The sequence below is a fragment of the Pseudomonas sp. S5F11 genome (genome assembly GCF_019641515.1).
Classification (GTDB): Bacteria; Pseudomonadota; Gammaproteobacteria; order Pseudomonadales; family Pseudomonadaceae; genus Aquipseudomonas; species Aquipseudomonas rhodesiae.
Genome location: NZ_JAIFJZ010000001.1, coordinates 3,007,666 through 3,019,138 on the forward strand (window position 1 = coordinate 3,007,666; position 11,473 = coordinate 3,019,138).

9 protein-coding genes are annotated in these 11,473 nt (G+C 61.1%); 4 read left to right on the top strand and 5 right to left on the bottom strand.

Annotated elements, in window-relative coordinates; genetic code table 11:
- The first annotated feature begins 70 nt into the window (after nt 1-70).
- From K1567_RS13670 to K1567_RS13680, 3 genes are read left to right on the top strand one after another with little or no spacing between them, the layout of a single operon-like run.
- Nucleotides 71-1,240, top strand: coding sequence for an FAD-binding oxidoreductase (locus K1567_RS13670; RefSeq protein WP_047881418.1), 1,170 nt, complete (start codon nt 71-73; stop codon nt 1,238-1,240).
- Nucleotides 1,237-2,049 carry an aldo/keto reductase gene (locus K1567_RS13675; protein WP_034111492.1) on the top strand — a complete coding sequence of 271 codons (813 nt, stop codon included), beginning with the start codon at nt 1,237-1,239 and terminating at the stop codon, nt 2,047-2,049. The genes K1567_RS13670 and K1567_RS13675 overlap by 4 nt, the downstream gene beginning before the upstream one ends.
- Nucleotides 2,050-2,090: 41 nt before the next feature.
- On the top strand, nt 2,091-3,059 hold the full coding sequence (locus K1567_RS13680; protein WP_034111491.1) for a hypothetical protein: 969 nt from the start codon (nt 2,091-2,093) through the stop codon (nt 3,057-3,059).
- A gap of 29 nt (nt 3,060-3,088) precedes the next feature.
- Here the strand turns inward: K1567_RS13680 and K1567_RS13685 are convergent, their stop codons facing one another.
- The 3 genes from K1567_RS13685 to msbA all read right to left on the bottom strand — a co-directional run bounded on the left by K1567_RS13685 (nt 3,089) and on the right by msbA (nt 7,383).
- The gene (locus tag K1567_RS13685; RefSeq protein ID WP_047881419.1) at nt 3,089-4,024 is read right to left on the bottom strand and encodes an NAD-dependent epimerase/dehydratase family protein; all 936 of its coding nucleotides are present in this window, start codon (nt 4,022-4,024) and stop codon (nt 3,089-3,091) included.
- Complete coding sequence (gene hldE, locus K1567_RS13690; RefSeq protein ID WP_034095569.1) at nt 4,017-5,441, bottom strand: bifunctional D-glycero-beta-D-manno-heptose-7-phosphate kinase/D-glycero-beta-D-manno-heptose 1-phosphate adenylyltransferase HldE; 1,425 nt, start codon at nt 5,439-5,441, stop codon at nt 4,017-4,019. Before hldE ends, K1567_RS13685 begins: the two co-directional genes overlap by 8 nt.
- 136 nt (nt 5,442-5,577) lie before the next feature.
- Entirely contained in the window at nt 5,578-7,383 is a 1,806-nt protein-coding gene (gene msbA, locus K1567_RS13695) for a lipid A export permease/ATP-binding protein MsbA (RefSeq protein ID WP_034095568.1), read from the bottom strand.
- Nucleotides 7,384-7,540: 157 nt separating this feature from the next.
- On the opposite strand from msbA, the gene K1567_RS13700 reads away from it, so the two are divergent.
- A complete protein-coding gene (locus K1567_RS13700) occupies nt 7,541-9,397 on the top strand; it encodes a bifunctional O-antigen ligase/aminoglycoside phosphotransferase family protein (protein ID WP_047881420.1) in 1,857 nt (618 codons plus the stop codon).
- A 43-nt stretch (nt 9,398-9,440) separates the two neighbouring features.
- Here K1567_RS13700 and K1567_RS13705 read toward each other — a convergent pair whose 3' ends face one another.
- Both K1567_RS13705 and K1567_RS13710 read right to left on the bottom strand, forming a co-directional pair.
- Nucleotides 9,441-10,322: a glycosyltransferase gene (locus K1567_RS13705; protein WP_169902942.1), complete on the bottom strand. Its 882-nt coding sequence runs from the start codon at nt 10,320-10,322 to the stop codon at nt 9,441-9,443.
- On the bottom strand, nt 10,319-11,467 hold the full coding sequence (locus tag K1567_RS13710; RefSeq protein ID WP_220698572.1) for a glycosyltransferase family 4 protein: 1,149 nt from the start codon (nt 11,465-11,467) through the stop codon (nt 10,319-10,321). The genes K1567_RS13705 and K1567_RS13710 overlap by 4 nt, the downstream gene beginning before the upstream one ends.
- Between the last annotated feature and the right edge of the window lie 6 nt (nt 11,468-11,473).

The window sequence follows — 11,473 nt, forward strand, 5'->3', positions numbered from 1 at the left end:
GTGTCGCACTGATGAGGCAGCGCAGCGCGCTATACTAGGCGCCCATTTCCAACGCAGAGGTCCCGCGCGCATGCCTATTTCCACCGACGTTCTGATTGTCGGCGCCGGGGTTGCCGGCCTCTGGCTCAACGCGCGCCTGCGCCGCCAGGGGTTTTCCACGGTGCTGGTGGAAAGCGCCACCCTCGGCGGCGGACAAAGTGTGAAGTCCCAGGGGATCATTCACGGCGGCGCCAAATACGCCCTGCACGGCGCCCTCACCGGCGCCTCCGAAGCCATCGCCGACATGCCGCGCCGCTGGCGCGAGGCCCTGGCCGGCAGCGGCGAGCTGGACCTGTCCGGGGTGCGCGTACTGTCCCAGGCGCACTACCTGTGGTCCCCCGGCACCCTCGCCGGCAATCTCACCAGCTTCTTCGCCAGCAAGGCTGTGCGTGGCCGTGTGGATCAGGTCAAAGGCGACGATTTGCCGCCAGCTCTGCAAGACAAGCGCTTCAAAGGCAAGGTCTATCGCCTGGCCGAACTGGTGGTGGACGTGCCGAGCGTGATCGAGCGCCTGGCACAACTGGGCGGTGACAGCCTGCTCGCCGGGCAGCACATCGAACCGCTGCAGGACGGCGGCACCTTGGTGGGCCTGAAGGTGGACGGCCGCGAGATTCGCGCCCAACGCATCGTATTGAGCGCGGGCGCCGGCACTGCCGACTTGCTCAGCGCCCTGGGCTTGAGCCAGCCGGCCATGCAGACGCGGCCACTGCATATGATCCTCGCCAAGGGCCCCGGCCTGAAGCCGCTGTATGCCCATTGCCTGGGCGGCGGCACGAAGCCGCGCCTGACCATCACCACGCACCCGGCCGCCAATGGCGAATGGGTGTGGTACATGGGCGGCGACATCGCCGAGGCCGACGGCGTGGCGCGCACGCCGGAAGCACAAATCGCCACCGCACAGAAAGAGCTGGCGCATTTACTGCCCTGGATCGACATGCACCAGACCCGCTGGGCCACACTGCGAGTCGACCGTGCCGAACCGCTGCAGTCGGGCCTGAGCCGTCCCGACAATGCCTTCCTCGCCGAACAGGGCCGCCTGCTGGTGGGCTGGCCGACCAAATTGGCCCTGGCGCCGGATTTCGCCGACCGCGTGCTGCACAGCCTGGAACGCGACGGCATCCAGCCAGGCCCCACGCAACCGCTGCCGGAATTGCCCAAACCCCCCCTCGGCGTACCCGTCTGGGAGACCCTGTTGCCATGAGCCTGCCGACCCTGCACGACCTGCATCGCCCGCTGGGCAACACCGGCCTGCTTGTTTCGCCGCTGGGCCTGGGCACCGTAAAACTGGGGCGCGATCAAGGGGTGAAATACCCCAACGGCTTTCAGATTCCAGGGGATGACGAGGCGCGCATGCTGTTGCGCCAGGCTCGCGAGCTGGGGATCAACCTGATCGACACCGCGCCGGCCTATGGCATGAGTGAAGAACGCCTGGGGCCGCTGTTGCGTGGTCAGCGCCAGGACTGGGTGATCGTCAGCAAGGTGGGTGAAGAGTTCGAAGCGGGTGTCTCCCGTCACGATTTCAGTGCAGCGCATACGCGCCTGTCGATAGAACGCAGCTTGAAACGACTTGAAACGGATTTTATCGACCTGGTGCTGGTGCATTCCGACGGCAACGACTTGCACATCCTCAACGACTGCGAGGTGTACCAGACCCTGGCGCAGCTCAAGCAAGAGGGCAAGATTCGCGGTTTCGGTTTCTCCGGCAAAACCGTCGAAGGTGGCCTGAAGGCCCTGGAGCAAGGCGACTGCGCGATGGTCACCTACAATCTGAACGAACAGGCCGAGAAAGCCGTCATTGATTATGCAGCGGCCCACGGCAAAGGCATCCTGGTCAAAAAAGCCTTGGCCAGCGGCCATGTCTGCCTGGAACCCGGAATGGATCCAATACGCGCCAGTTTCACGTTGTTGTTTGCGCAAACGGGCGTCGCCAGTGCTATTGTCGGGACCATTAACCCGCTGCACCTGGCCCATAACGTGGCGACCGCTGCCCAGGTCATTCGTCAACGCTGATGCCGCCCACGCGGCCGACCCCGTCGCAAGAAGGAGCCGACATGCCGCGCACGCTCATAAGAAAAAACCCCAGCAACTTCAAGACACTGCCGCTGCACGTTGAAGCCACCCCCGAAGGCCTGAGTTACCAGAGCGTCGGCATGCCGCTCAACTTCGCCCAGACCCTGCAACGGCGCAAACCGGTGGATGTGCCGGACGCCGAGCGCTTCGCGGTGGAGCTGGCCAACCTTGGGGTCTCGGTGCGTCTGACCTTGCACTGGCAGAACCGCGATTATTGGGTGCTGGTGCGCCAGCGCCGCCAGGACCGGGGCGACGTGGTGCTCAAGCTGATTTCCGGCTACGTCCCGGCTCACGAATTGAACCTGCCGCTGCACACCGCCATCCAGGAAATCGCCGAAGAGTGCCTACTGGAAACCCCCGAAGGCTGGCTCGGCGGGCGCTTCAACGATACCTGGCTGCCGGCGCCCTACTCCGCCGCCCTGCATTACCGCGAGGCGCTGCCGTTTCGCCTCAGCCCGCTGTCCGGCGCCGCGCGCCCGGTCCGCTGCGCCACCACCCAGTTGATCGAACGCCCACGGGCTTATGTGCACCTGCCCACCGCTTCGCTGCAATTGATTTACGACCTGCGCCTTGAAGTGCCCAAGGAGGCAAAGTCCCTGAGCCTGTTCCATGTGGATGAACGCCTGGAAGGCGACCAGCTGGTGGCGCGCCTGGACCGTCAACGCCCGGACTTGTACCTGATGCCACTGAAGGACGGTCAACCACTGGCCGAGTTGTACACAGTCAAGAAAGACCAACTGCACCCCGCCAGCACACGGGGCTTGTTCCTGGCGGAGAGCTTCGCCCAGCAGGACGGCTGGGTGGTGCGAGAAGAGCGGATTCGCTGGAAGGATTGGCTGCGCCAGCAAGGGCTGGCGCAGCCGGAGAAAGAGTCGAAACTCAAACGCCTGACTGGCAGGGCGCGGCAGATGCTGGGCAAGATTGTGCCGAGGAAAAAGGCCAGCCGCTAATCAAGCAATTAGCGTACTGGCCTCAGGATTCAGCCGTTAAGCAGGCGCTGCAAACCGACCTTCAGCGGCGTGGGTTCAGGCAGGGTGAAGCTGGCCAGCAGCCGCTGATTGTTCGCCCGCGAATGTCGGATATCTCCCGAACGCGCTGGCCCGTAAGTCACGGCGGGCAACGAGCCCACCGCTTCTTCCAATGCCTGCAAGACCTGCTTGAGGGTGGTGGTGCGGTTCCAGCCCACGTTGATCGCACCCAGCGGCGCATCCGGCGCTTCGATGGCCTGCACCAATACGTCCACCAGGTCTTCCACGTACATGAAATCGCGAGTCTGCTCACCATCGCCGAACACGCTGATGGGCAGACCCTGCTGGGCACGTTCGCAGAAGATGCTGATTACGCCGGAGTACGGCGAGGACGGGTCCTGACGCGGCCCGAAGATATTGAAGAAACGGAACATCACCGGCTCCAGACCATGCTGGCGACGGTAGAAATCAAAGTAGTATTCGCCGGCCAACTTGTCGGACGCGTAGGGCGTCAGCGGCGCCTTGGTGGTCTCTTCGTCGATCGAGGCCCCTTCGCCATTGTTGCCATACACCGCCGCGCTGGACGCAAACACCACGCGTTTGACCCCGGCCTTGCGCATGGCTTCGCACACATTCAAGGTGCCGACGAAATTGCTCTGGTGCGTGCTGACCGGGTCGTCCACCGACGCCTGCACCGAGGCCACGGCGGCCAGGTGCACGACCGCCGTCGCGCCGAAGGCAGCCTGACCAACCAGTTCGGCGTCGGCCACATCGCCTTCGAGCAGCTCCACGCGCGGATTGTCCAGGGGCAGGTTGCTGCGTTTGCCGGTGGACAGATTATCCAGCACCCGCACGGCATAGCCTTTAGCAAGCAGTGCATCGACCAGATGCGAGCCGATAAAGCCCGCGCCTCCGGTGATCAAAACCAACGGTTCAGCCCTATTCATTGTTGCGGATCTTCTCGACGATTGCCGTGGTCGAGCTGTTCTCCACCAGGCCCAGCACTTTAACCGTACCGCCGTAGGCGCTGACGATATCGGCGCCGACCACCTGGTCGACGGAGTAGTCACCGCCCTTGACCAGCACATCGGGTTTGACCTGGGCCAACAGATTTTCAGGGGTCGCTTCAGGGAAGCTGATCACCCAGTCCACTGCGCCCAAACCGGCCAGGACCGCCATGCGCCGGTCGACGCTATTGATCGGACGGCCGGGGCCCTTCAGACGGCTGACCGACGCATCGTCATTGACCGCGACGATCAGACGATCGCCTTGGGCGCGGGCCTGCTCCAGGTACGTCACATGACCGGCGTGGAGGATGTCGAAGCAGCCGTTGGTGAACACAATGCTTTCGTTGTGGGCACGGGCGTCGTCAATCGCCAGCAGCAATTGCTCGATGCTCAGCACACCGCGCTCCGAGCCTTCGGAACGCTGGATCGCGCGACGCAATTCCGGAGCACTGATGGCCGCGGTGCCCAACTTGCCAACCACGATGCCCGCCGCCAGATTGGCCAGGGCCACCGCGTGGGGCAGTTCTTCGCCAGCGGCGATGGAGGCGGCCAGGGTGGAGATCACTGTGTCGCCGGCGCCGGTCACATCGAACACTTCACGGGCACGCGCCGGCAGGTGCATCGCCGGGTGGCCCGGGCGCAGCAGGGTCATGCCGTGCTCGCCACGGGTGACCAGCAAGGCGCCCAGATCAAGGTCGGCCATCAGCGTGGCGCCCTTGCTCACCAAGTCGTGCTCATCGGCACAACCGCCGACGATAGCTTCGAACTCGCTGAGATTCGGCGTGATCAGGCTGGCACCTCGATAAATCGAGAAGTCCTTGCCCTTGGGGTCGGCCAATACAGGGATGCCCTTGGCTTTGGCGGCCTGGATCAGCATTTGGTGGTTCTTCAACGCGCCTTTGCCGTAGTCGGACAGCACCAGCACCTTTATGCCTTCGAGCAGTTCGTCGACCTGACCGCTGAGGGCCAGGGCGTCGGTGGCGAAGGGCTCTTCGAAATCGATTCGCAGCAACTGCTGGTGACGGCTCATGACCCGCAGCTTGACGATGGTCGGCTGATGGGCGATGCGCTGGAACAGCGCACGTACGCCGGCACCGCGCAGGCTGTTGGCCAGGCTGTCGGCGGCTTCATCGTCGCCGGTCACACCGACCAGCGAGGCCGGAGCGCCGAGGGCGGCAATATTAAGGGCAACGTTGGCAGCGCCACCTGGACGGTCTTCGATTTGCTCGACCTTGACTACCGGTACCGGTGCCTCAGGGGAAATCCGTGAGGTACCACCATGCCAGTAACGGTCGAGCATGACATCGCCGACCACCAAGACAGGGGCTTGATCGAATCGCGGCATGGACAACTTCATGGAGCAACCCACATACAAAATGAACAGGGGCGCGATATTAGCACAGGGTTACAGCAGGCTTGTGGGGGGTGTGACAGAAGATGGTATGGCGAGGGAGCGCACTCCCCCGCCATCGTCAGCCGTAGCGCAGGCGGGCTTAAGTGATATCCGCCGAGACCGGGGCATCCAGGCCCATGGCATGCAGACGGGCGTAATAGCCGTTCTGGGCCAGCAACTCGGCATGGGTGCCGCGCTCGACGATCCGACCGTCGTCCATCACCAGAATCAAGTCGGCCTTCTCGATGGTGGACAGACGATGGGCGATCACCAGGGTGGTGCGGCCCTGCATGACTTTGTCCAGCGCGCCCTGGATATGCCGCTCCGATTCGGTGTCGAGGGCCGATGTGGCCTCATCCAGAATCAGCAATGGCGCGTTCTTCAACAAGGCACGGGCAATTGCCAGACGCTGGCGCTGGCCGCCGGACAGCAGCACACCGTTTTCACCCACCTGGGTATCGAAGCCTTTGGGCAACTGATCGATGAAGTCCTTGGCATAGGCATCCGCCGCCGCCGCTTCAACATCGGCCCGTGGCGCGCCGGCCAAATCGCCGTAGGCGATGTTGTTGGTGACGGTGTCGCTGAACAGGGTTACGTGCTGAGTCACCTGGGCGATGTGCTTGCGCAGGTTGAGCAGCTTGTAATCTTCGATCTCTACGCCGTCGAGCAGGATTTCACCGCTTTCATGGTGATAGAAACGCGGGATCAGGCTGGCCAGCGTCGATTTGCCGCTGCCGGAACGTCCCACCAGGGCAACCATCTGCCCAGGCTCGGCGGTAAAGCTGATGTCCTTGAGCACATGGCGATCGGTGCCTGGGTAAGTGAAGTTCAGCTGACGCACTTCCAGGCGGCCGCTGACCTTGTCACGCTCGACAGTACCGCGGTCGACTTCCGGTGTTTCGTCGAGCTGTTCGAAAATGCTCTCGGCACCGGCCACGCCTTTCTGGATGGTCGAGCTGACTTCCGACAGTTGGCGGATCGGCTTGGGCAACAGACCGGCCAAGGTGATGTAAGCCACCATATCGCCCGCCGACGCATCGCCACGCAGGTACAGCACCAGGAACATCAACACGGCCATGGCGGTATAGATCACTAGTTGCAGCGCCGGTGTATAGATGGCCCCGGTACGGGTCATGCGCAGTTGCTTGTCGGTGTTGCTCTGGCTGGCCTTGAGGAAACGCTTCTCCTCGTAGACCTCGCCGCCGAAGCTGCGCACGACGCGGTAACCCTGGATAGTCTCAGAAGCCACATGGGTCACATCGCCCATGGCGACTTGGATCTTCTTGCTCTGCTTGCGGAATTTTTTGCTGGCCGTGCTGACCATCACCGCGATCAACGGCAGGATGGCGATCATCACCAACGTCAGGCGCCAGTTCATGAACAGCAGGGAGGCGAACAGGAAGATCACCGTCATGCCTTCGCGGATCACCACCTTGATCGCGTCTGTCGCCGCACCGGTGACCATGGTCACGTTGAAGGTGATGCGAGAGATCAGGTGCCCGGAGTTGTGGTTGTCGAAGTAGCGGTTGGGCAGCGTCAACAGGTTGTTGAACAGCTGCACCCGCAAGTCGTGAACCAGCCCCAGAGAGACCTTGGCCAACAGATAGTTACCCAGAAAAGACCCCAGGCCCTGCCAGGCCGCGATCAGGATGATCAGCAGCGGCACAGCCTGCAGCAACTGCAGGTCACGCAGGAACGGAACGCTGGGGAACAGCACGGCTTCCGGGTTGGAAAGGCCATCGACAAAATATTTGAGGATGTAACCCAGCATCGGCTGAGTCGACGCGAAAATCAGAAATCCGACGATACTCAGCGCGAACAAACCCGCGTAGGGCTTCACATAGCTGAGCAGGCGGAAATATATTTTCAAGCTCGAAGGGCTTGCGCTCGGACTGGAGTCGGTCATATCACGCGGCGTTTTAAAAAAGGAGGCTGACTTTAGCACAGCTTCTCTGTTGTACTTGCACCCGGCATGACCCAACGCTTAGCCGGCCTCAACCGGCGACATTATATAGCCACTACTTTAAGATGGTCGGCTTTCTCTTTCTGGAATGGCTTTTTGTATGCACTCCAAACGCCTCAGCTATGGCGCAAATCGCGTTTTCGACTTCCTGGTCCTATGGATTCTGCCCATAGGCTTATTGCTGCTTTTGAGTTCGCTGTTCTTCGTGACCAATCGCAATGTGCTGCACAAGTTCTACTACGGCCTTTTCAGCGCGCCGACCTTGCTGTTGCTGTGCCTGCGCCCCAGGGAAATCAAAGAATTATTGCGCGAGCCGCTGGTGATCGCCTTTCTGGTGTTTTGTGCGTGGGCGTTGACCAGCCTGTTATGGAGCCCGGAGCAACACCCTGACACCGACCTGTTCAAACGCCCCCTGCATACCTTCATGCTGTTCGCCGGCTGCGGGCTGTTGCTGCATTACCGCAATGAACTGTTCAAGCCGATTTTCTTCAGTGCGGCGGTGATCGCACTGGTGGTGTGCCTGTTCAATCTGGTGGCATTCATCAAGGGCTTCGAGCCGGGCATGCGTATGATCGGCGGCCGCGGCGCCCTGGATAACCCGCTGCTCAGTTCCCATGTATTCGGTTTCTTCTGCGTCTATTGGTTGTATGTCTGCGTAACCACCCAGCGCTTGCACGTCCTGTGGTTCAGCGTACCGGCCATGGCGATCATGACCGCGGCGGTCCTTGCAACCGGTTCGCGCACGCCCCTGGTGGCCCTGACTCTGACCATCCTGTGGATAACCTTTGTCAGCCGCAATCGCCGTTCGGCCCTGCTGATTGCGGGCTTGGTGGTGGGCGCTGCAGGTCTGTTGCTGATCTATCCGGAGCTGATCACCAGCCGTGGCAGCTCGTTCCGCTTTGAGCTGTGGAGCATGTCCCTGCAACGCATTGCCGATCACCCTTGGATCGGCCACAGCTACGATTCAGAGCTATACCTGACTCTGGCCGATGGCAACGAGCTGCGCGAACCCCACAGTTTTGCCTTGGGCGTGCTGTATTACGTAGGCATCATCGGCTTTATCCCATGGATTTTCATGCTCGCCTGGGGCCTTTTCAAAGGCTTCAAGCAACGGGCGCAACCGCTGTTTATTCTGGCTTCGTCCCTGTTGATGTACGGCATTGGTGCCGGCCTAACCGAAGGCGGGGGGATTCTGTCCCGCCCCAAGGAGCACTGGTTCCTGCTCTGGATCCCACTGGCAATCATCGCGGGCTTGAGCGTTGCCCAGCGGCGGCGCAGCGTACTGAGCATGCCGGTGCAATCCCTGAAAACCGAAACCTTCGAGCAACTGTGCAGCGATGCTCACGTCATCGAAGCAGACGGCCTCGGCCCGAAAGTCCTGCGCTTGGCTGATGGGCGTTTCCTCAAGGTTTTCCGCCCACGCCGCTGGTACACCTCGGGCAGTTTCAACCCCTACTCCGAGCGTTTTGCCAGCAACGCGGAACAATTGCGCGCCATGGGCATACCCACACCGCAGATTCTTGGCGTGTATGGTCTGAGCGATGGCAGCAGCGCCGTCATTTACTCACCACTGTCCGGTTTGACTCTGCGCCAGGCGCTTCAAAGCCTGGACAGCAGCCTGCGCGAATCCCTGATTGAACGCTTCGGCCAGTTCATGGCTCAACTGCATGAACGCGGCGTGTATTTCCGTTCATTGCATCAGGGCAACGTGTTGCTGATGGATGATGGGGAGTTCGGCCTAATCGACATTGCTGACCTGCGCATATTCCCTTCGCCGCTGCGCAACGCCTTGCGACAACGCAACCTGCGGCACATGCAACGCTATCCGCAGGACCGCGCCTGGCTGTTCGAGACACACTTTGAGCAACTGGCCAAGGGTTACGCATCCGTTGCGGGGCAGGCCGCCACCGCAACAATCCGTGCCCATGTATTGAAATTGGCGAGTCCAGCCGCCTGAAAAAAAGGCGACTATCGTTGCCGATAGTCGCCTTCTTCGACGCTTAGCCTTTGAGCGGCGTCAGGTACAACCGAACCAGACCGCGCCAGGTCTTGCGCCCCCAGAACTTCAACGGGATCTGCTTCAGAATCTCCCGCGCCAACGCGCGATCACGGTTGGCCGTCTTCAGGAACATCGAGTTCAGAAAGTTGTAACGCACCGCGTCGTACTCAGGGTGATCACTGAACTTGGCGTACGTCTTGAGGATGTTCTGGATCATGTAGCGGTGATTCTTGTAGGTGTTGCTGGCGTGTTGCCGATAGCGCGCCATTACCACATCAAGGGCATCAATGGTGTAGCCCGCAGCGGTGATCTTCAGTTGGATCAGCAGGTCTTCCAACGGGATCAGCGGGTCGAAGCCACCGACTTCCTCCAGCGCTTCGCGGCGGATCAGCATGGTCGGCGCCGGCGGGAACGGTTTGCGATCCATGAACATGTCGTCGAAATCCAGGCTGCGAAACGGCACATCGCGACGCTGTTTTTTCTCCGGATGCAGATTACCGTCGCCATCGATCAGCTCGATGTTGCCGGCGCAGATCCCCACTTTCGGCTTGTCCTGCATGTACGCGACCTGAATCGCGATGCGCTCCGGCAGCATGATGTCGTCGGAGCCGAACGGGGCAATCAGGCTGCCCTTGGCACGCGCGATGGCGCCATTGAGGGTGGCGGTCAGCCCCTGGTTCTGCTGCACCTGAAAATCAAAACCGTGCTCGGCCTGTAGGCGACGGATGCGCTCAACGCTGTCGTCCTTGGAACCGTCATCCACCACCAACAGCTCGATATTGGGGTATGTCTGGCCGAGCACGCTGAGGATGCTCTCTTCGATATAACGGCCATGGTTGTAGGACGCGATAATCACCGAGACCAGGGGTTGCTGCTGAGTCATGCTCTTCCTACTTCCTTTAAGCCGGTGTCGATCAGGTTCAGGTATTTCTGTTGGAATTCGGCCAGGGCGTGGTTTTGTTCCAAGTAACGGAATACCTGTTCGCCCTTGGCACGCAGTTGTTCGTCGCTCATTGCCAGGTAAGTGTCCAGGGCGGCCGTCAGTTGCTCGACATTGCCAGGCTCATGGGACAAACCGCCCGCCCCTTGCACCAACGGCAGCATGGCCGGGCCATTGGACGCAATGACCGGCAAGCGCCCGCTCATGCCTTCCAACAAGGCAAGACCAAGCCCCTCCATCAATGAAGGCATGGTCCAGATATCGAACGCACGCACGTATTGCAGACCATCCTCGCGAAAACCCAGCAAGTGCGCCCGCCCTGTGAGGCCGAGGCGCTCGATATCTGCGCGCAGGTCGCCCTCGGCACGGCCAGAGCCGATGATGCCGACCTGGGCGTTAGGGTATTTGTCCTTGAGACGAGCGAAAGCCTGCAGCAGATGCGTATGCCCTTTGATCGGCACCAGGCGCCCCAGCGCGCCGATGATGCGCGCATCCTGGGGTAGCCCGAGGGCCTCACGCGCCTGCACGCGAGGCAGCTGCAAGGCTTCGGCCTGGGGGATGTCGATCGCATTGGTGACGAAGGTGGTGTTCTGGTGAGTAAAGCCGCAATTAAGCCCTACCAGATAATCACTGACCGCCGCCGACACCCCGACAAAACGCCAGGCCGGACTCACCAGCCGACGCGTCTGGCGCCGGCGATACGCCCGTTCATACTCGCCAAACCCGTGGGAGATGCCGATGCACAGCGGAATTTTCAACCATCGGTTGAGCGACAGCATCATGTTCACCGACTTGAAGCGGTTACAGATGACCACGTCGAACTTCTGCTCTCGGCAATATTTGTAGATTTGCCACATCGCGCCCAGACGTATGCCCTTGAGGGCCTTGTCCGGAAACTCGAAATACTTGGAGTGATCAGCCACGCTCAGCGGCTGGCCCGGTTGCGGCCGCCCACTGAGAAAGGCCGAGGTGACCTCGAAACGCTCAACCGGCAACGACTTGACGATCTGCTCACCGAGATCGGCGAAGTCATGGATCTTGACGTTGTAGTCCGGCTGCAATTGCAAAACCTTGAAACGAGGTTTCATATCACT